Genomic DNA, 21,544 nt, shown 5'->3' on the forward strand with positions numbered 1-21,544 from the left:
CCTATTTTATTACTGTTAATAAATGTTCACCATAGTTTATCTCATCTTTATTAACCTCTATAATATCTAAATAATTATCAGAATTTGTCACTATAATAGGCGTCGTAATTACATATCCAGCCTTCTCTATACCTTCAATATCAAATTCTAATAAAATATCGCCTTTTTTTATTCTTTCTCCTTGTTTAACAGCTGGAGTAAAATATTTTCCTTCTAATTGTACAGTATCCATACCAACATGAATTAAAATTTCAACTCCATTATCTGTAGTTATTCCTATAGCATGACCTGTTGGAAAGAATGTTGTTATGATACCATCAGTTGGAGCTACAACCCTGCCTTCTGAAGGTTCTACTGCAACACCTTTTCCTAAAATCCCTTTGGCAAAAGCCTCATCTTTTACTTCTGATAATGCCTTAACATTACCTTTTAATGGACTCATTATAATTTCTTTATTTTCTAAGAACTCTATATCTTCTATTTTATCCTTAATAATGTTTTCTTTCAAATCTTCTCCATCATTTAGCTTAGTAAAAAACATTATTATAAAAGCTAATGCAAATGAAACTACCATTGATATTATCATGCCATAAAACCCTTTATTTAGTCCTTCCTGAGGATGTATAAAGGATGGAATATTGAATATACCAAGCCCACCTGTTCTATATATCATAGAACCACTTGCTCCAAGGATTCCTCCTCCTATCCCACCAACTATACAACTTATAATAAATGGTTTTTTTCTAGGTAATGTTATACCATAAATAGCTGGTTCTGTTACACCAAATATACCTGATATAAATGCTGGTAAGCATAATGATTTTTCTTTGCTGTTTTTAGTTTTAAGTAATATTGCTAATACAACACCTATTTGAGCAAATGATGCTGCAAAAATTAATGCTAAAATCGTATCTTGACCATAAACTGTCAAGTTATTAAATCCTATTGGAATTATTCCCCAATGTAATCCAAAGATTACAAACACTTGCCAGAAAGTACCTACAAATATTCCTGCTAAAATTGGACTTAATTCATATGCCTTAAGTGTTGCTGCACCTATTAACTGACTTGCCCAAGTTGCTAAAGGTCCAATTACTATAAATGTTAAAGGAACTATAACTAATAATGTGCAAAATGGAACTAAAAATCCTTTAACTACATCTGGAATTATATTTTTAAATAGTCTTTCTACTTTTGAACCTATATAAGTAGCTATTATTACTGGAATAACACTTGATGCATAATTCATTAAAATAACTGGTATTCCTAAAAATGTTACATGAACAGGTGATTGTATTATCGTACCTTTAAATAATGTATATAAAGGCTCTCCTGTATTTAACCCTGAAAGAGTTGGATAAACAAGAGCTGCACCTATTGCCATACCTATAAATTCGTTTAATTTAAACTTCTTAGCTGACGTATAACCTAAGAATATTGGGAAGAAATAAAAGAAACAATCCCCAACAGCATTTAATATGTTATATGTTCCTGATTTTTGTGAAAGAAGACCTAATGCTACAAATAAAGCATTAAACCCTTTTATCATACCTGTTGCTGCTAATACTCCTAAGCATGGAGTAAATACTCCTGAGATTATATCTATAAATTTATTAAACGGATTAGTCTTTTCCTCTTCTTCCCCATTAGAATCATTAGCTAATCCAGTAATTTGAACTAAATCTTTAAATACGTCTGGAACATGGTTACCTATTACAACTTGATATTGTCCTCCACTTTTTATAACTGTTACAACACCATCCATGCTTTTCAACACATCTGTATTAGCTTTACTTTCATCTTTAAGTTTAAAACGAAGACGCGTTATACAATGAGTTAAACTATTAATATTTTCTTTTCCACCAACATTTTTTACAATATCTTTTGATAATTGTTCATACTTCATAATGGTCCTCTCCTCTTTCGCTATATTTTTATATATATAAAAAGCGAAACCAAACACATAGAATAATAAACTATTCTATAGATTTCGGTCTCGCCTGATTTAACAGTAACAATCCTAAATATTTAATTACCTTTGAGTAACTCTTTGAATATGAAGAGTTAAATATAATTTTTCTTCATCACTTAACTCTATTTCTAAATATTTTTCTATTTTAAGCATACAATTATATGATTTTTTATACTTTTCCTTAACTTGATTTAATAAGAATTCATCTTCTTCTCCAACTCTCTTTTCTTTGCTACTTAGTCTTTTAAAGAAAAATCTTAAATGAGTAACAAATCTTTCATAGTTTAAAGACTTATCATCTAATTCTATGTTGTACGTATATTTAATTATATTTAAAATATCCATTATCTTTTGAGTTATGCTAATCATATCTCCTACATTACCATTAGAATTGTTTACTTGTGCATTTATTAAATGTAATGCTATATCACAAGCTTCACTTTCTGGTAACTTTCTACTAAGCTCACTTTCTATAAAATCTAAAGCTTTTAAACCAACCGCAAACTCTTTAGGATAAAACTTTTTAATCTCCCACATAAGTGCATTTGGACGAGTAATTCCTTCATCGAATAGTTTGATGGCATGACTTATATGATCTGTTAACGTAACATATATATAATCATTTAATTTTACATTTAAAATATTTTTAGCATATTCAATAATATCATAACATAGGGATACATGTTCTACTGGGATATCTTCTAACAATAACTTAAATCTTTCTGAAGCTTCTTCTTGCTTAAGGATAAACGTTTTTTGAATACTATCTTCATCTACCTTATCTCCAACTTTTTTCTTAAAAGCAACTCCACAACCCATAACAACAATTTCATTTTTATTTGAGTCTTTTGCAAGTATTGCATTGTTATTGAAAATCTTTTTAATTATCATGTTTAGCCCCCCATCTTCATTCGTTTTCTGTTTTTAAACACAAAAACCTTAATTAATCAAAAAGATAAAAAATTATCATTTTTTGATTAATTAAGGTTTCGCCTGATCGAATCAGTAACAATCTCAATATCTAATTGTAAGCGTTTAATTATACTATAATATTAACCTATCTAAATTTTTTTGTCAACAAAAATTAGATTTTCAATAATTAAATTTATAAAAAAAATGTCATATAGCCCATGAATAGTGTATTATAGAATCTATGGAATATATTTAAAAACTTTTAAAAAATTCACTGGAGGTGCTATTATGGATAACAGCTTAAATAAAACTTATAAAAATAAAAATATACTCGGAATTATTTCATTTATAATTGGTGTAATACCTATAAGTTCTCTTATTATACTTACTACAATTGACCTATTTTTGACAATTGCCTTGATGCCTGGACTAACTTTTCTTAATAATACAATTACTATTATGAATATATGTTTCTTAGTAAATATATTTGGTATTTTACTTGGTTGTATATCCTTAATCAAAAAACCTAATAAAAATAAACTTGCAATTTGGGGTGTAGTTATCAATTCTTTTATCCCTATATCATTATTTATAAGTATATTAAAATACATATTTTAAAGTAATCTCCTATTCATTTCATTCATATGAGTACTCTTACAGAGTAAGTTTGAATTAACCAAATTGAAATTTGTATTCTTACTTAACGAACTAAACCACATTGAATCAAAATTCAATGTGGTTTCTTATTAAACAACAAAATATATTTAATTACCATGCTCTCTATTGTATTCTTCCATTTGTTTCAAGTAATTAATCTGTGTTTCTGTTTTACCTGCATATTTTACACTATCTGGAATAGCATCTTCATTGGTATTAGAAACAGAAATATCCATCTTAATCTTTTCAAATTGTTCCTGTGTAAGTTCTATATAACTTCCACAATGTGGACAAAGAATACAATACTTTTTCCTATATGGTATTATAGGAATAAAAAATAATGTAAACCATGTTCTTACTATACATAATCTCCAAACATCTGTCCTATTACAATAAGTACATGCATGTTCAAAAACTGCACCAATAATTTTTCTTGTTGTTTTTCCCCATCCCCAAATTATCATATGTATCACTCCACAATTTTTTTCTTGCTAATTATATCATTATTATGTTTTATTTACAATATATGTTTCATCATGTCTTTTTATTGATACTTAATAAATATTATAATATTTTAAATGTTTATTAAAAACTTAAAAATAAATTATAAATTAAAATAAAATTAATTTTTTATTTTAAAATACTAAAACATTAATTAAGCAAAAAGTCATCACATCGAATTAAGATTCAATGTGATGACTTTTACTCTTCCTACTAATTTAATGTAAAAACTTTCTGTTTTATGCTACTTAATTATAGTATCTCCTCTTTTTAGTTCAATATTGTCCAAATAAAGTGCTACATGTTCACCTTCTTTAATACTTTCCACCCTTAAAACTTTACCATTAATTAAAGCTTCTATTTTTTTGACTAATACATTTTCAAGCATTATCGTATCTTCATTAGCAACTTTCACAGTATCCCCCTTTGAAAGCATTCCCTGATTTACATAGCCAATAACTATTAGCCCTTCTGTTTTGCTTGAAAATATGTTTTCTATAATCATAGAAAACCGCTCTACATTCTCTTTCTCTCTCATAGTAAAATTAGATTTTTTAATTAAATCTAATATTACCTCCTTTCTCTTATATATCCCTGAAAATTTTATTATAATTATTAAAACATTACTTCACATAAAATTATAACATTTATTGTAATTTTTTTGCATAATAAATTTAATATTTAATAAAATTTAAGATTTATATTTATTTAACATTAAACTGTAATAATTCAATTAAATATAGATTATAAACCTCATAATAATCAAAAGGTATAGTAAAATATTCCTATACCCTTTAATTTTCACTCTTAACATAGTAATTATCATTTTCTTAGTTTATCATATACAACTTTTGTTAGCTCTCCAGCATTATCTTGAGAACATTCCCAAATCATACCACCACCAAGCTTATTCTCCTTTATATATTCCGTTTTAAAAGCTGCGGACTCTTTATCTTCATAGGTAATAAAGATATTTCCATTATAAAGATATGGTACTTTTGCTTTGTCATCCCAATATCTCTTAAAACCGTCTTTATTTAAATATTTTTTAACTATCCCTCTATAAGATAAATCAAATTTCAAGAAATCTATTGGTTTTTCTGCTTTTTGATATAGACCATTGTTCTCATCCTTAACTCCTTCCCATCCATATCCATAGGCTGGTATTCCCATTATAAGTTTCTTACTATCAAAGCCTGCATCTATTAGTTTTTTTATTCCATCAGAAGTACTTATTTTATCCTTTTTTTCATCAGCTTTATACAAATTTGCATTATGTGCTGTAGTATCACTCCAGACCCCTGTGTAATCATACCCCATAACATTTACGCAATCTACTATTTTATTAACTTTTTCAACTTCTATGTTATCTACTCCATAGTCTAATACTGTTTCTGCAAAAGACAATTCATAGCTTTTTTTGTTTTTCTTTTCTAATTCTTTAAGCGAATCTCTTAAATCACTCAATAATAAAGTAAAATTTTCTTTATCCTCTTTTCTACTCTTTATACCACCTTCTGGCCCAATGCCCGGAAATTCCCAGTCTATATCAACTCCATCAAGCTTGTACTCATCAACAAACTTTGCTACACTGTCACAAAATATTTTCCTACTTTCTTTCGTTAATGCTACATCTGAAAAACCTTCTGCTTTATAGCCTCCAATTCCTAAAGATATCTTAATCTTTGGATATGTCTTTCTAAATTCTCTAATTTTTCTAAAAATCTCATCCTCATCTTTTATATTTGCGTTTTTAAAACCTATTTTACCTTCAGTATTTATATTAGCAAAGGCAATATAAACATTGGTTAACTTACTAACATTTACATCATTGCCTGTCCAATCACACCATATAGGTAAATATGCTGATACCTTATAATCCTTATCTACGTATGCCATTACTCGTCTTATCCCAACTGTTAAACATGTAAAAAATAATACTATGGTTAGTAAAAATATAATAATTTTCTTATTTTTCTTCATCTTCTCTCCCTCACTCTTCTAACCAAATAAGATTCTGTATGCTCTTTTATTCAAAGAAACAATTTTTAAGAAAATATAACAAATTAAAAAGTTTGCTACTAAATTTAATCCATATATAGCCACAACAAATAAATTATCTAGTGCAAACCACTCTAAGAAGAACCCTAAAAGTAAAATTTGAACTAATAGGTGTATCAAATATATCCCAAAAGTAGAATTACTCAAAGAAGTCATAAGCTTCTTCATTTTATTATTAAGCAATCCTTCCCATTTGATATTTTTAAATAGTAAAAATACAGCTACAGCAGTAAATATACTTGTCATTGAAAAATGAGAATAAAAACTTTCATCTAAATAATCTTTTCCTGCACTATTTATATATGTCATCAAAGGTACTACTAAGAATGATACAAAACCTAGTATATAAAAAATATAATCCGTAATTCGTTTAACCTCATATTTATGAAGGTAATAACCTAATATGAAAAACCCTATATATCCTGTGAAAAATGGTATGTTAAGAAAACTTATATATAATTCCTTATTAGTACTATTTGCATATATTATTTGAACTGACCTATATACAAATGCTATAAAAAACCAAGCACCTAACCAAAATTGAAGTTCACCCTTACTTAAATTATTAATTATTTTTTTTATGAAAGGTAATACACAATACATACCTAAAATGACATACATAAACCAGAAATGATAATATACTTTATCAAATAATAATTCATTTATAAATATCTTAGGCATAGCCAATATACTTGTAATATCCTTGTATAAGATACAATGTTTTACAACCGAATATACGAAAGACCAAATAAAAAACGGTACTGCTATCTTAAAAAACCTTTTATGGAAAAATGTCTTTAAACTTTCCTCTTTAGAATTCCCTAAGATTAAAGCTCCGCTAATCATAAAAAATACTAAAACTGACCACCTACATAGAGAATTTATTACATTTGCTGCCCACCAATGTACTGAGCCTATGCTAATTAAATCTTCTGTAATTGCTGAGGCTGAATGTAATAGTATAACACTCAATATTGATACCACCCTTAGAACATCTAAATAATATACTCTTTTATTATTAACCTCACTTTTCTCATTTTTATTTCTACTAAATTCACTTATTTGTTTTATATTTACAGCATTATACAATTGAAACTTCCCCCTTTCTTTCTATATAACTCCACCTATCATCGTCTAAGAAATATCTAATAGTTCCAACTGAATTAAGAATTAATGGTACTAATTTATAAGTAAATCTCTCATACACCATAAAGAAAATTATTTTCACATAATCTGACCAAGAAAATTTTACACCATATTTTCTACAAACTATTAATGCCTCTATGTTCTGTAAAAAATCAAATATAATGGCTGCTAAAATTAACACAATTGCAATCATATAACCATCTTTTGTCAATACAAGAACTATTGGCATCATTAATGTAAAAAACACTGACATTGTCCCTAATAAAAAGCCATCAAAAGCCATAAATGCTGAAAGTGGAGATTTCAAATCTTTAAATAAACTTCCCCAGTACTCTACTACACAATCAATAAAAGCCTTTTGCCATCTAATTCTTTGGTTATAAAAATTTTTAAAATTCTCTGGACATTCTGTATAACAAATAGCTTCAGGTACATATACCAACTTTTTCTTTAGATTATTTTCCTTTATATATTTATGAATCTTTAATGTTATGTCCATGTCCTCTCCTACAGTATGCCTAAATCCCTTAACATTAAATAAGATATCTTTCTTAAATATACCGAAGGCTCCTGAAATAACTATCATTGAATTAAATAAAGATTGTGTACTCTTTTTTACGTAAAACCCATGTATATAATGCAACATTTGATGTTTAATTATATTTTTACCTTTAAATTTATAAGTTATATTATCACCATTTACATCAACACTTTGAACTACATTTACAGTACCACCAGCTGCTACTATATCTTTATCCTCAAAATACTGATTCATATATCTTAAAGAATCCTTCTCAAGCATACTATCTGCATCTAATGTGACAACTAATTCATTGCTAGAATAATCAATTCCTGCATTCAAAGCATCTGCCTTTCCCCCATTATCCTTATCTATTAAATATACATTTTCATACAATTTAGATTTATATATGCCTCTTATATATTTATAATCAAGCTTATTAGCTCTTTTTTTTGTTGTATATTCTAAATCTAAATAATCTTTTAATATATTCATTGTTGAATCCTTAGACCCATCATTAACTATTAATATTTCATAATTTGAATAATCAACTGCCAAAGAAGAGTTAATACAATTTTTAATAACTAACTCTTCATTGTAAGCCGGTATTATAACTGTAATACCTTTTTCTTCAAAATCCTTATTTAATTCAACCTTCCTCATAGTAAAAAAAGGTACTATTATATAAAATATTTGAAATACTAGAAACATAATAAAAAAAATAATAGTCAAAAATAACATAAAATAACCTCCCTAGCTATAAAAATTATACCTTTAAACGTTTAAAAACTTATTTTTACTTTTATTGATTATATTAAAACTTTATGTAATATTATACATTTTTGCAAATATGTCACCTTATAGTGACATAAAAATAGCTTCTTTTTGTAACGTTATCAAAGCTTTTTTCATTCTTTTTCATAAAATATAATTTTTACCATAAAAAGCTGTTTTTAAAATAACTTTTTTTAAAAAAGTTATTTTCTTTTATAAATTACATAAAATTTGATAAATAATACCTAAAGTAACCTTTTTCTATTGTTTTAAGCGTTTAATTGTATTTTATTCCCTATCTCAAACTTTATATAATTTCATGTTTTTTTTCAATTTTACAAATTAAGGTAATAAGTCAATACTTGCCTATATATTCATCTTTATGATAGTTTAGATTTACTTTTCATAGTTTTTCATAGTTTTTCATTGTTTTACATCTATTTACATTATAAATATAAAAAAAATTACTTAGTAAACGTTTACTTGTTGAAGTTAAATCATATTTAAACCTCTTTTCTTAAAACATTAACCTATATTTAATATTTAAGTATAATTTATACACTTAAATTAAAGCATCTTCAAAACAACTAGCAAATAGCCTAGTATATTTTTTGAAAATGCTTTATATAAATTCACCTATAATAAACCACAAATGATTTCTTCTTGTTTCTTAATTATATCTTCTTGTTTAATAGGTTTTCCGTATAAATATCCTTGATATATATGACAGCCATGTTCCTTTAAAAACACTACTTGTTCTATAGTTTCGACACCTTCAGCTACTATTTTACAACCTAATTTACCAGATAAATAAATAATAGCATCAATAATAGGTGTCGCCTCATTTTTTGTTCCAATTGTTCGTATAAATGATTGATCTATTTTTATTTCATCTAGAGGAAAACTATGTAAATAATTTAGTGATGAATAGCCTGTTCCAAAATCATCTAAAGCTATTGTTATACCCTGCCCTCTTAATTCATCAAGCATAATTTTAATATTTTCTTTACGCTCGATAAAAGCAGACTCTGTTATTTCAAGAATTAATCTCTCTACTGGCAGCCCTGACTTCTTCAATACAGCTTGAACTTCTTTAACAAAATCGTTATTTCTGAACTGTTCTCCAGAAACATTAATAGACACCGTCCATGGAAGCTTCCATTTCACTGCATCAAAACAAGCCCTTTCTAATACCCATCTACCAATTGCTAATGCTTTTCCACTTTTTTCAGAAAGAGGTATGAATTGATCAGGTGGTATTATTCCCATCTTACTATGTTTCCATCTTATAAGTGCTTCTGCTCCAATAATCTCTCCAGTCTCAGAACTTACTTGAGGTTGATATAATAAATAAAATTCATCTTTTTCAATCCCCCGATTTATATTATTTATAATCATAAGCTTATTAAAAAAATCTTCTGCCATAATACTATCATATGCTTTAACACTATTAATTCCAGTTTCTTTTGCATTTGATAATGCTAAATCAGCACACTCTATAAGCGTCTCAGCATTCTTAGCATCCTTAGGATACAAAGATACTCCAATATTAAATTCTAGTTCTATCTTCTCGTCATCTATACAAAATGGCTTACACAAAAATTCCATAAGATTATTTCCTAAACTTATAGAATCATTATTGTGAATTGGAATGATAATAGCAAACTCTCCACCATCAAATCTAGCCGTAAAAGTTTTATTTCCACTAAAGGATAATAATCGTCTTGCAATCTCTTTGATAATAATATCACTAATATCTTGTCCCCTTAAAGTTTTAAAGACGTGGCAATTTGTTACCTTTATTAAAAATAATCCCATATTTTTTGTATCTTCTGCCTTATCTAAAAGGTATTTTAAAGCATTTTTAAAAAAATATTTATTCTTTATACCTGTTAGAAGATCATGCTCTGCCTGCCATGTTAATTTCTCTTCATAAATTCTTTTCTCTGTTATATTACGTCCTACCCCTCTCCACCCATTGAATTTACCATTTTTCGCATATATAGGTTTTGCGGACATAAGCCACCAGTATTTTTGTTTTCCGATATTTGCTTCAATAACCATATCACTAAAAGGTTCATTATTTTTTAAAATTGTATTTAGTTGTTGTATGTAATTTTCTCCATTGCTTTCATTACTAGGTAAATAATTGGATAAAATATTAATAAAATTTTTCCCATATAATTCATCACTTTTTTTACCTGTTACATTTTTAAATTTTTCTCCAACATGTGTTAATAATAAGTTACTGTCTGTTTCCCATAGCCAATCCTTGGATTGCTTTTCAAAATCCTTAAGAAGTAAACTAATAACCTCTGTTTGACTCTCAGCTTGTGCTTGTAAAATGAAGCTGTTTTTAAAAATATTAGAAAAATGATTAGTATTATTTAGAATCATAATGAAATATACTAATAACAAAAACACTTTAAATATAGGAAATGAGCTATTACCACTTATACATCCCCAAATTGTAATACTTCCAAGTGGAATAATCCATGTTAATTGTGCATAAGCGAATGTACCTAAAATAAACGTTCCTGCTGTTATTGTTCCAAGTGCAATTCCACTTAAAAATATTCTTTGAACATTCTCTGCCTCAAGATAGGAGAAAATCATTACACTACTTATACAAATAGATGAAATTCCTGAAAGAATTATATGTCTCATATATACATAGCGTCCCTTTAAATCAACATTGCGATAATCAATAATAGAAACACTTGTCCAAACAATGGCAGTAATAACTACTCCAATGAAGGAAATTCGTATTATTCTAAAGTTTGGCATATGCCTAGAAGTGATTAAATTTATTAATAAAGCTAATACAGCAATTGACTGCCCAATAGGAATTAGCTTAATTGCCGCCTTTACTCCTTCAAGTCTAGCATTTCTTATTATTTCACTACTTTCACCTTTATCCTTAAATTTGAACCTCATTTATAAACACCCTCTTATTATTCCGTCTTTTTTCTCTTTTATTACATATATAGCACAAAATTGAAAACAGCATTTCCATTTTAACAAATTTTTCTACATATATAAAGCTTTATTTTTCCTTTTATAATAAAAATTTGAATTTCATTATAAATATTTTCAAAAGCAAATCACCAAATTTAAAAATTTTCATGAATATTCTTTTTTTAAAAAACTCCTTCCTACGAATTCCATAGGAAGGAGCCTTGTAAAAATGTTTATGCCTTATTTATACCTTAAATTCATCTACCTGTTCCATCATATCATGAGTCATATCTCTTAAACTTTGGGTTGCTTTTGAGACTTCTTGAGTTATAGCACTTGCTTCTTGTGATGAAGCTGCTATTTCTTCTGACGAAGCGCAAACCTCTTCTGAAAGTGCTGATATATTTTCTACTATATTTAATATATTGTTTTTCTCGTCATTAATCTTTTCTGCTGATTTACTTACACTTTCAATTTTAGGAAGTACATTATCTACAGCTCCAATAATATCATTAAATACATCTATAGTTGAATGTATAATATCTGTTTGACTATTTAACTCATTACTCATTAATTCTGTATTATTTACAATACTATTTGTTTCTTTTGCGATGCCACTAATAAGTTTAGTTATCTCTTCTGAGGATTTTTTGCTTTGTTCTGCTAATTTTCTAATTTCATCAGCTACTACTGCAAAGCCTCTACCAGTTTCTCCAGCCCTTGCAGCCTCAATTGCAGCATTAAGTGCAAGTAAATTGGTTTGTTCTGCAATATTATTTATTAAACTAGTTATTTCATTAATTTCTTTAACATTAGATCCTAAAGAAACTATTTCATCAGCAAAAGATTTGAAATTTTTACTTATATCAGTAACAGAGGTACTTAAATATTGCATTTTATTACCACTTTCGTTAGCCATAGTATTAATTCCTTTTGAATTTTCATCAATCTCATAAATGGATTCGACTATTCCTTCAATTTCATCACCAAAATTCTTAAGTGAACTTGATATTCCTACAAGATCTTGAGCCTGATTAGTAGTTCCTTTTGCTATGTCATCAATAGCATTTGCTACTTCTCCAGTAGACATAGCTATGTTTCCTGCTGATTCAGATAGCTTATCAGTTTCATTACTAACTCTAATTGAATTATCTTTAACAATACCAATCATTTCTTTTATAGAATTTTGCATTAACTTAATAGATCTTGCAATTCCACCTATTTCAGAATTATCTCTTAAATGTACTTCTGGTATTTCTTTTGTAAAATCACCCTGTCCAAGTACAGCTAAATGTTCTTCAAAATAGCTGATAGGCTTTGTAATTCTATTTGCAATATTAATACATAATATAACAGCTACTGCTACAAGTAAAATTGCTACACCAATCATAATCAACCCTATATGATTTGCACTTTTTGAAAATTCATTAGTTTCGATTAGATATACATAATTCCAATTTAACTTATTATCCTTAGATTCATATATATTTACTGAATATGTTTTTCCATCATCCATTTTATAAGTTATTGCCTTGCTAGGTGCCTTAGTAACATCCTTTAATCCATTAATCTTCAGTTCCTCACCTTTTTTACCTATAAGTGCTTTATTTTTAGGGTGAGCTATTATATTTCCACTATTATCCGTTACAATAATATATCCATTCTCCCCTAACTTAATATCACCTACAATAGATGATAATTTATTAAGCTTAACATCTATCCCCACTACACCTTTTACATTTTTATTTGCATCCTTTATTGCTGAAAGAACAGATACTGCTACATCACCTGAAGAAGTCACATAAGCATCTGTTACTATTACTTCATCTGGCTTTGAACTTGCAGCTTTATACCAATCTCTTGTTCTAGGATCGTATCCATCTTTTCTAGGCTGTGCAGGATATTGAACATATCCTCCATTTTCTTGAACACCAATGCTTACAGTTTGGATGGCTTCATGTGTTTTAGCCATGTTTTCAAAAGTCTTATACACTTCTGCTTCATAAGGATTATTCTGAAGTGGAGTCATTTCAGTTGATCCATTAGCTCCTTTTTTATCTACATATGAAGTTATCCTTGAATCTGCATTTGATATTAATTCTGAACTTGTTAGCATACCAACATTCTCTTTAATCGCACTAATATAATTGTCCACTTCTTCATCTACTAAACTTAAATCACGAGTTGTAGCAATTGTAAAATCTTTTTCTGTTTGATTAGAAACACTAAAATAAACTATAGCATTAAGTAAAATAATTGCTATTAAAATTAAAAGCGTGAATGATGTTATAAGCTTCATTTTTATGCTATTTTTTAATATTTTTTTCATTCTAATCCTCCTTTTTTCTTTTGTTATACTTTTTTACATACTATTTATCGTATTTTTATTACTTTACTTAATTAAAGATACAGATTTATTATAGGTTTAATTTAATATATTTTTTTTATTGTTTTTATATGAAAAAGCTAAAATTACCTAGCTCTAGTAACACTTTTAGCAATTTTAAAACCAAAGTGTAAAGATATTATTTAAATTATCGATATAAAAGTCAAATGTCGAATTGTGCTTAACATTAAATTTGAGGGGGATATTTATGAAAAATTTGACAATTAAAAACAAATTAATTACACTTTTTACATTCTTATTAATAGTCATACTAGGAATTGGTTTGTATTCAGTAAAATCACTTAAAGATGTAAATAATATATCAACAGAAATAGCAACTCAGGCTATTCCAGGAATTAAACAATCAGGTAATATGAATACTATGACATCTGATTATAGAATCTTGGAATTTGAACATATATTGTCTACTTCTACTGAAAAAATGAGTGAATTAGAAAAATTAATGGATCAAAAAAATGCTGAAATAACTAAAGCATTAGATTCATATGAAAAAACTATTACTGACAATACTGATAAGGAAACTTTTAACACAGCAAAAAATGAGTGGGGTAAATATTTAGAAGTTCATAAAAAAGTAATTGAATTAAGCAAACAATTAAAAACCGAAGAAGCTCAAACATTAATAAATGGTGATAGCAATAAAGCTTTTGATACAGCATCAGATTCATTAGTAAAACTTGCAGATTTTAATTATAAATGTGCACAAGAAGCTTCTAATAAAGGTGATGTAAATTACAACAATGCTAGAAATATACTTATAGCTATTATAGTAATATCAATTTTACTAGCTATAATTACTTCTACTTTAATAATAAGAAGTATTATTAAACCTATAAATATTCTTAAAGATGAATTAGAAACGCTAGCAAACAAAGGTGGCGATTTAACTCAAGAAATTAAAATTTCTTCTAAAGATGAATTAGGTTTACTTGCAAATTCAGTTAATAAATTCTTATCAAACTTAAGAACTATAATAACTGAAGTGAATCATAATACAAACTCAACAGTTGAAACTGTAAATATGATTAATGAAAATATGTTTAGACTAAATACTCAAATAGAAGATGTATTTGCAACTACTGAAGAATTATCTGCTGGAATGGAAGAAACAGCTGCATCTACTGAAGAGATAAGTGCAACTGTCAATGAAGCTAATTTAGTTGTAGAAGCTTTAGCTGATAAGGCTGCTAACGGTAAATCTTCTGCTGATGAAATAAACAATAGAGCCTTGACTCTTAAAGAAAATTCATTAACATCACAAAAAGATGCAACTAAAACATACTCTGAAGCTAAGCTTAATTTAGAAAAGGCTATTGAAGATTCTAAAATAGTTAAGCAAATTAATGTACTTTCAGATACTATACTCGAAATATCTTCTCAAACTAATTTATTAGCACTTAACGCTGCAATTGAAGCTGCTCGTGCTGGAGAAGCTGGAAAAGGATTCTCTGTAGTTGCAGAAGAAATAAGAAAACTTGCAGAACAATCAAATGATACTGTTATTGAGATTCAAAAAATCACCAACACAGTTACAGAAGCAGTTTCTAATTTATCAAATGGTTCTACACAAGTATTAGATTTTATAGATTCTAAGGTTATAAACGATTATAAATCATTAGTTGAAACAGGTGGTAAATATAGCACTGATGCTAGCTTTGTAAATTCTTTAGTTACTGACTTTAGTTCAAGTTCCACAGATTTGTCAAACTCAATTGGAGTTATTGTTAAAACAATAGACGAAATAGCTTCAGCATCAACAGAAGGAGCTCAAGGAACTGTAAATATTACTGAAAAACTTACGGATGTTTCTCATAGATCAAATGAAGTAATAAATCAAACAAAAGTTGCTAAAGAAAATTCAGATAAACTTTTAAGCATTTTATCTAAATTCACAGTATAATTATTAATTAAGGCATCTTCAAAAATAAAGTATTTTTGAAGATGCCTTATACTTTTTAACTTTTACTCAAAGTTATATATTTCTATAGTATATTTTTCTAAATAGGAATAACTTTTTAATTAATATTTATCCTCACGAACTAAATATTCATTTCCATCTTGATCTTTAAATGAAAACATACTGCCATAAGGCATCTTCATTATATCATTAACATTAACATCATTATTTTTTAATTCATTATAAGTATCATCTATATTGCTAGTGCTTAAAATTATTGATGGATGAAGTACATTAGCATCTGATTTTTGAGACTTCATCAAATTTTTATCATATAACACAAAGGTTGTAAACTCACTATCACTTGGACCGACTTCAATCCATTTCATATTAGGTCCCATCACCTGTTCAAATTTAACTACAAAATTTAACTTTTTAGTCCAAAACTCTTTTGCTTCCTCTTGATTATTTACATATAAAGTTATTTTCCCTATTTTGTTAATCATATTTGTTCCTCCTAAAATGTTCTTTATTATACTTTCTCCAAATAACTAAAAACATTTGCTATGTCTTTAATATTCTTATAAAAATATATTGTTTTGATAATAACATATTACTAGCTAATCTAATAGAGCTATTCCCCTATTATTTTTACTAGAACTCTTTCATCTCTTTTCCCACCAAACTCACCATAAAAATACAATTGTACTTTAATTATCTTAATTTATATAGATACTAAAAGAGCTTCATTTAATAATTCCTTTATAAAATTCACCCTATATTTATGTAAATGTAATCTTGAATAATATTTAATAAAAATTTCTCTAACTTCTTCAAAGCTACTAATTCTTAATTCTTTAATCAAACTGATTATATCTTCCTTATCATCATCTAACATTATTCTAAGCTTCATCGCAAGAAAATAATCCACAGTAGGTAAATAAACTTTAAGCTTACCATAATCTCTATAAAGCTTTAATGATGCTTTATTACTGGATATAATCACAGGTTCAGTATTTATTATTTCCTCCCATATATTGCATCGCCTAAAACAATCTTTTATTAATTTTTTATCTTTTGTAATAACATCAATACCAAATGTATCTTCTTTAAAATTAGTTAAAAGACATAATGCACTATCTCCATAAATTTCAATGTTTAGATTTCTATTTATATTATTAAGCTCATCACCAACAAGACCTATAATTTCTTCTAATCTCCCTTTACTTAATTCTTTACTATGTGAATCAAATAAATCTAATCTTCTCAAAGCATATCCACTCCTTAATTTAATCACATAGTTAATTTCCCTCATTTGTAGTAAAATTATTATTAAAAACATATCATTCTAAAATTTTATAATTATTATTGCTTTCTAAAGAAAAACCTATGCTTTTACAGCATAGGTTTTTATAATAATTATCTTTCAAAATTACATGAAGTTTCATCATTCTCTAAGTTTCTTATATATTTGTTATTGTATAACATAAAACTTAAAATAAATCCTAATATACCTGTGATTATAAACATTAACGCCATACCTGATCCCTTACCTACTCCTACAAAATATCCAAAAATATTTCTTGCTTCTTCAGAATTAAGCATTAAAGGCTCGAAAATCTTATCTGCAAGTAATCCTCCTACTAAATAACCTATAGGTACAGTGCTAAATTGCAATGCTCCTCTTATTGAAAAAATTCTACCTTGTATACTTTTAGGGATCTTTGACATTAATAAATAATTTTCAGCTGCATTAAGAAATGGTATTGGTAAATTTCCTACAAATGCACTAAAAATCCATACAAAAGGAATTTTTCCTACACCTAGAAGCACATCCCATAATACAAATGATAATGCTGATGAAATTGCTATAATTTTAACTTTATTCTTTGATAATTTAAAAATAGTAACTAGCAAACCTCCTACAATACCACCAATTCCAATAGCACCACTAACCAGACTTAATATTTTTTCATTATTGGAAGTACGAGCTAATATCATAGCAGGCAGTATATTTAAAAAAGTTACCGATGATATAAAATTAATCACTGCCATATAAATAATCAAATATAAAAAACCTTTATTTTTCTTTAAATAAATAAATCCTTGTAATGACTCATTCAAAATATTTGTTTCTTCATTTTTCTCTTCGTTATATTCCCTTGGAATTTTCACCAACATAAGCAGATTTAAAAATGCTATAACAAATGAAATAAAATCAATTGTAAATATTACCTTAAAACCTACTGCTACTACTAAAGTAGTAGCTAAAACAGGACTAAATACTGAAATAATTGAATTAGATAGTGAACGTAGTCCGCTTACCGTAGTATAATACTCTTCTTTTACCATAAGTGTAATAGTAGCCTTAGTAACGGGTACTTCAAAAGCATCAGCAGATCCTAAAATAAAATTTATTATATATAAATACCATACCTTAAGCATTCCAAAAGACATTAAATAAAATACACATAACAAACATATAGCTGCAACTGAATTACAAATAAGAAGTATCCTTTTTTTATTAAACTTATCTATTAAAGCTCCTGCAAATATACTAACTAAAACATATGGTAAATATGAAAATACAGAGAGCAACGCAACTGACATTGCAGTACCTTGTTTTTGATAAGCCCATAAAATTAATGCAAAACTAGTCATTCCACTTCCCATTTGAGATAAGGATTGTCCTAACCATAACAAAAGAAAATTTTTAAATTCATATATTTTTTTAATATTTTTCATACAACTTCACTCCTTTAATTTCTAAAAATTAAAGAGTGCAAAATCCATTATGTGTTAGACGATATTATATTTATATTACCTCCGTACAAGGAATCGTCTTAAATGCACTTATAGACCTTGCACGGAGTAAAGTAGCTGTTGGATATTTTATACTATATATCATTTTATTCTCCTTTTCTAGAATATCTAATTCTTACTATAAAATCTATAAAAACTTAAAATATTAACCCTTCCTATATACAAGCATAACTTCTGTTGCATTAAAATAGCCAACCTCATATAACTTACCTTTTAAATTTTCTGACTTTTCTAAGTACTCATCATATTGTGGTAAGTCATGAATCTTCTCCAAGGCACTACTAATTGCTTGAAACCATTGATTTAGACATTTCTTTTCCTCCTCTGGAGTTATCTTAGATAATTGTTCCTCATAAGTACCATACTCAAACAAACTTACCTTTTCAAACTTTAAGTCTTCTACCATTTTTATCAATTCTCGTTTAGTAAACGTCCTATTATGACATATCCCTCTTAGTGTATCTATCTCTGCATGAAAATGATGAAGTTTTACATGTGATAATTGTTTTTCTGACTGATTATCTGATATCATTTCATTTATTATAATAAGCCCATTATCCTTTAAAACTCTCTTTATTTCATTTAATACTTTTTCTTTATTATGTAAATGGTGTAGAGTATTAGAAATAGCTACTATATCCATACTATTATCTTGAAACTTTAAATCCTCGCCATCCATACACATAAATTCAATTCTCTTATCTTTAAAATTACCTTTAGCCCTATTTACTGTGGATTCTGTTGTATCAATTCCAATTATACTACTATAACCCGGTAAACATTCTTGAAGTTCGCAAATGAAATCACCTAGACCTGTCCCAATATCTAAGACCTTTAATTCTTTACCTTGCCCACTTAATATTTGTTTTAATCTCTCCATTTTCTCTCCCCAACTTATTTTGCTTGATCTCATTTAACTATACTAAACTATTAAAATTATATAGTTTCTTCTAATAATGAATTAGAATTTATCTCATATATCTGCTTTTTTCGTTTTTTACTCTATCAACCATATGCCAAATAAACAAAATAATATATCCTATCCATGCTAATGCACAGCCTACTCCTGATTTGAATATGTCAACTATGGTTCCTATTAAAAAAGGAATTGCCCATATCGTCATCCTTTTCCCATAATCCTTGCACATTTTTTCATCGTCAAACCCTTCTATTTCATTTGTACTTTTAGAATTGTATCCAGTTAAGAAATTGCTAGCCTTTCCTTTAGATTTATAAAAACACAATCCCAAAATCAATAGCAATAACGCCATCCCCAAGTCAAAAATAACAAAAAACATAACTATTATCCCCTTTCAAATTCCTATTTTTTTGGTAAGTAAGTATTCTTTTTTATAATTTATAAAAATCCATTACTACTTTATTATCTAATATAAACTTCCTTCATTTGCCCATCTTCATCTTCGCTTTTAGCATTTTTTATTTCCAACTTATCAATAAAGTTAAGAAGGTATCTTTTTGAAATAAGGCCTGATGCTAAATCAGCAAGAGCATAAGACAACCAGCAACCTATTGGACCCAAAGTATAACCAAGTATCATTATTGATGGTGTAAAAATTAGAATCATCCTTAGAACTGAAAAAAAATAAGCTTTTTTAGCCATACCAACAGCCCTAAAAACAGTTCCACCTACCCATTGCTGAGCACCAAAAGCTGCAAACATAATTGCAATTCTTATATTAGGAACAGCATACCCCAAAACAGAAGTATCACTTTTTACAAACAACCCAGCTACTTGCCTTGTAAATATACATACAATAGCGCTATTAAATAGTGCAATAAAAAAAACATATTTTAAGGTAAGCCTTACAACCTCTCTAACCTTATCCAATCTTTCTCGCCCATAGTTGTATCCCAAAATAGGTTGCATTCCTTGAGTTACACCTGCAACTGGCATAAAAACTAAGTTTTGAATCATACCAAATAGACCTATTGCTGTTATAAGTTTTGCCCCACCTATATTAATCATTACTCTATTTGCAATTAATATTGCAATATTACCAGCACCTTGACTAATAAAGGATGAAAGTCCAATAGATATAATCTCTTTAATAACTAAAAAGTTTATGTTAAAATATTTAAGCTTTGCTTCTAAAACACTACTCCGTTTCAAAATCATAATAAGTCCATATGAAAAAGATAATATATTAGCTAGAGTAGTTGATAAAGCAGCTCCTTTTACTCCCCACCTTAAAAACACTATAAATATAAAATCTGATAAAATATTTGTTACTGAACCAATAATTAAAATTATCATAGACTCTCTAGCTTTACCCTCAGCTCTCAAAAGCTGACCAAACATAAAAGATGGTGCCATAAATATTATTCCAAACATAAATATAACAAGATAGTCCTTACTTAATAAATATATATCACCACTTGCCCCTAAAATTCTAATAATTGAATCTAAAAATATATATCCAACTATAGTAAGTAAAATAGCTATACTAACCGTAAGTGTAATAGAATTTCCAAAACACATTTTTGCTTTTTCCTTATTACCTTCACCTAAGCTTCTTGACAATATGCTCATTCCACCAGTTGATACCATCATAATAAATGTTAATATTATTCCTATAAAAGGTGATACTATAGCTACTGCTCCTATAGCAACTTCACCTATTACTTTTCCAACAAAAATAGAATTAATTATTTGATATAAATTATTTACAACTATAGCTAAGATAGTTGGTATTGATAAATTTATTAGTAGCCTATTAACATTCTCATCACTTAACTCTACCTTTCCAAAAAGATATTCCTTTAAGGCTTTTATCTTACTCATTACTGCTACCTCCAAATTACTTCATATTTAAAGTTTAGCAATAATTTATAATTTAAAGTTGTTTCACATTGCAATGTTTGGTATCTTACATTGCTTTCTTTAAGGTAATGTTA

At 27.5% G+C, this 21,544-nt stretch carries 17 protein-coding genes; 1 reads left to right on the forward strand and 16 read right to left on the reverse strand.

All coding sequences use genetic code 11. The annotated features are described in order from the left end of the window. Position 1: 1 nt before the first annotated feature. From BUB01_RS06155 to BUB01_RS06200, 10 genes are all read right to left on the reverse strand, one after another. Entirely contained in the window at positions 2-1,906 is a 1,905-nt protein-coding gene (locus tag BUB01_RS06155; RefSeq protein ID WP_072985828.1) for a beta-glucoside-specific PTS transporter subunit IIABC, read from the reverse strand. 126 nt (positions 1,907-2,032) lie between these two features. Next, positions 2,033-2,863, reverse strand: a complete 831-nt coding sequence (gene licT / locus BUB01_RS06160; protein WP_072985829.1) for a BglG family transcription antiterminator LicT — start codon at positions 2,861-2,863, stop codon at positions 2,033-2,035. Between the two features lie 332 nt (positions 2,864-3,195). Continuing rightward, positions 3,196-3,495 carry a hypothetical protein gene (locus tag BUB01_RS06165; protein ID WP_072985830.1) on the reverse strand — a complete coding sequence of 100 codons (300 nt, stop codon included), beginning with the start codon at positions 3,493-3,495 and terminating at the stop codon, positions 3,196-3,198. A 153-nt stretch (positions 3,496-3,648) separates the two neighbouring features. Then, positions 3,649-4,005: a zinc-ribbon domain-containing protein gene (locus tag BUB01_RS06170; protein ID WP_072985831.1), complete on the reverse strand. Its 357-nt coding sequence runs from the start codon at positions 4,003-4,005 to the stop codon at positions 3,649-3,651. Positions 4,006-4,286: 281 nt separating this feature from the next. Beyond that, a complete protein-coding gene (locus tag BUB01_RS06175) occupies positions 4,287-4,580 on the reverse strand; it encodes a hypothetical protein (protein WP_207649979.1) in 294 nt (97 codons plus the stop codon). A gap of 284 nt (positions 4,581-4,864) precedes the next feature. Continuing rightward, positions 4,865-6,025: a glycoside hydrolase family 18 protein gene (locus BUB01_RS06180; RefSeq protein ID WP_072985833.1), complete on the reverse strand. Its 1,161-nt coding sequence runs from the start codon at positions 6,023-6,025 to the stop codon at positions 4,865-4,867. Between the two features lie 18 nt (positions 6,026-6,043). Then, entirely contained in the window at positions 6,044-7,192 is a 1,149-nt protein-coding gene (locus tag BUB01_RS06185) for an acyltransferase (RefSeq protein WP_072985834.1), read from the reverse strand. Beyond that, on the reverse strand, positions 7,185-8,432 hold the full coding sequence (locus tag BUB01_RS06190; RefSeq protein ID WP_207649980.1) for a glycosyltransferase family 2 protein: 1,248 nt from the start codon (positions 8,430-8,432) through the stop codon (positions 7,185-7,187). The genes BUB01_RS06185 and BUB01_RS06190 overlap by 8 nt, the downstream gene beginning before the upstream one ends. A 747-nt stretch (positions 8,433-9,179) precedes the next feature. Continuing rightward, the gene (locus BUB01_RS06195) at positions 9,180-11,480 is read right to left on the reverse strand and encodes a sensor domain-containing protein (RefSeq protein ID WP_072985836.1); all 2,301 of its coding nucleotides are present in this window, start codon (positions 11,478-11,480) and stop codon (positions 9,180-9,182) included. A gap of 265 nt (positions 11,481-11,745) precedes the next feature. Continuing rightward, positions 11,746-13,830, reverse strand: coding sequence for a methyl-accepting chemotaxis protein (locus tag BUB01_RS06200; RefSeq protein ID WP_072985837.1), 2,085 nt, complete (start codon positions 13,828-13,830; stop codon positions 11,746-11,748). 265 nt (positions 13,831-14,095) lie between these two features. Here BUB01_RS06200 and BUB01_RS06205 point away from each other — a divergent pair, with 265 nt between their 5' ends. Then, positions 14,096-15,808 (forward strand): methyl-accepting chemotaxis protein, encoded by a 1,713-nt coding sequence (locus tag BUB01_RS06205; RefSeq protein ID WP_072985838.1) that lies wholly within the window; start codon positions 14,096-14,098, stop codon positions 15,806-15,808. 119 nt (positions 15,809-15,927) lie between these two features. Here the strand turns inward: BUB01_RS06205 and BUB01_RS06210 are convergent, their stop codons facing one another. From BUB01_RS06210 to BUB01_RS06235, 6 genes are all read right to left on the reverse strand, one after another. Beyond that, positions 15,928-16,311, reverse strand: a complete 384-nt coding sequence (locus tag BUB01_RS06210; protein WP_072985839.1) for a VOC family protein — start codon at positions 16,309-16,311, stop codon at positions 15,928-15,930. Positions 16,312-16,529: 218 nt separating this feature from the next. Continuing rightward, the gene (locus BUB01_RS06215) at positions 16,530-17,075 is read right to left on the reverse strand and encodes a DUF6036 family nucleotidyltransferase (protein ID WP_072985840.1); all 546 of its coding nucleotides are present in this window, start codon (positions 17,073-17,075) and stop codon (positions 16,530-16,532) included. Between the two features lie 149 nt (positions 17,076-17,224). Beyond that, entirely contained in the window at positions 17,225-18,550 is a 1,326-nt protein-coding gene (locus BUB01_RS06220) for an MFS transporter (RefSeq protein WP_072985841.1), read from the reverse strand. A gap of 223 nt (positions 18,551-18,773) precedes the next feature. Next, positions 18,774-19,508, reverse strand: a complete 735-nt coding sequence (locus tag BUB01_RS06225; protein WP_159433211.1) for a class I SAM-dependent methyltransferase — start codon at positions 19,506-19,508, stop codon at positions 18,774-18,776. 88 nt (positions 19,509-19,596) lie between these two features. Continuing rightward, positions 19,597-19,926, reverse strand: coding sequence for a DUF3784 domain-containing protein (locus tag BUB01_RS06230; protein WP_072985843.1), 330 nt, complete (start codon positions 19,924-19,926; stop codon positions 19,597-19,599). Positions 19,927-20,009: 83 nt separating this feature from the next. Next, positions 20,010-21,431: an MATE family efflux transporter gene (locus tag BUB01_RS06235; RefSeq protein WP_072985844.1), complete on the reverse strand. Its 1,422-nt coding sequence runs from the start codon at positions 21,429-21,431 to the stop codon at positions 20,010-20,012. Positions 21,432-21,544: the final 113 nt, after the last annotated feature.

Origin of the sequence: Clostridium cavendishii DSM 21758 (assembly GCF_900141845.1) — a bacterium.
Taxonomy (GTDB): Bacteria; Bacillota; Clostridia; order Clostridiales; family Clostridiaceae; genus Clostridium_AG; species Clostridium_AG cavendishii.

Bases quoted from the DNA above. Each gene is read 5' to 3' on its own strand.
- BUB01_RS06155 (WP_072985828.1), bottom strand. From the start codon at position 1,906: ATGAAGTATGAACAATTATCAAAAGATATTGTAAAAAATGTTGGTGGA.
- licT (WP_072985829.1), bottom strand. From the start codon at position 2,863: ATGATAATTAAAAAGATTTTCAATAACAATGCAATACTTGCAAAAGAC.
- BUB01_RS06165 (WP_072985830.1), bottom strand. From the start codon at position 3,495: ATGTATTTTAATATACTTATAAATAATGATATAGGGATAAAAGAATTG.
- BUB01_RS06170 (WP_072985831.1), bottom strand. From the start codon at position 4,005: ATGATAATTTGGGGATGGGGAAAAACAACAAGAAAAATTATTGGTGCA.
- BUB01_RS06175 (WP_207649979.1), bottom strand. From the start codon at position 4,580: ATGAGAGAGAAAGAGAATGTAGAGCGGTTTTCTATGATTATAGAAAAC.
- BUB01_RS06180 (WP_072985833.1), bottom strand. From the start codon at position 6,025: ATGAAGAAAAATAAGAAAATTATTATATTTTTACTAACCATAGTATTA.
- BUB01_RS06190 (WP_207649980.1), bottom strand. From the start codon at position 8,432: ATGAGGAAGGTTGAATTAAATAAGGATTTTGAAGAAAAAGGTATTACA.
- BUB01_RS06195 (WP_072985836.1), bottom strand. From the start codon at position 11,480: ATGAGGTTCAAATTTAAGGATAAAGGTGAAAGTAGTGAAATAATAAGA.
- BUB01_RS06200 (WP_072985837.1), bottom strand. From the start codon at position 13,830: ATGAAAAAAATATTAAAAAATAGCATAAAAATGAAGCTTATAACATCA.
- BUB01_RS06205 (WP_072985838.1), top strand. From the start codon at position 14,096: ATGAAAAATTTGACAATTAAAAACAAATTAATTACACTTTTTACATTC.
- BUB01_RS06210 (WP_072985839.1), bottom strand. From the start codon at position 16,311: ATGATTAACAAAATAGGGAAAATAACTTTATATGTAAATAATCAAGAG.
- BUB01_RS06220 (WP_072985841.1), bottom strand. From the start codon at position 18,550: ATGAAAAATATTAAAAAAATATATGAATTTAAAAATTTTCTTTTGTTA.
- BUB01_RS06225 (WP_159433211.1), bottom strand. From the start codon at position 19,508: ATGGAGAGATTAAAACAAATATTAAGTGGGCAAGGTAAAGAATTAAAG.
- BUB01_RS06230 (WP_072985843.1), bottom strand. From the start codon at position 19,926: ATGTTTTTTGTTATTTTTGACTTGGGGATGGCGTTATTGCTATTGATT.
- BUB01_RS06235 (WP_072985844.1), bottom strand. From the start codon at position 21,431: ATGAGTAAGATAAAAGCCTTAAAGGAATATCTTTTTGGAAAGGTAGAG.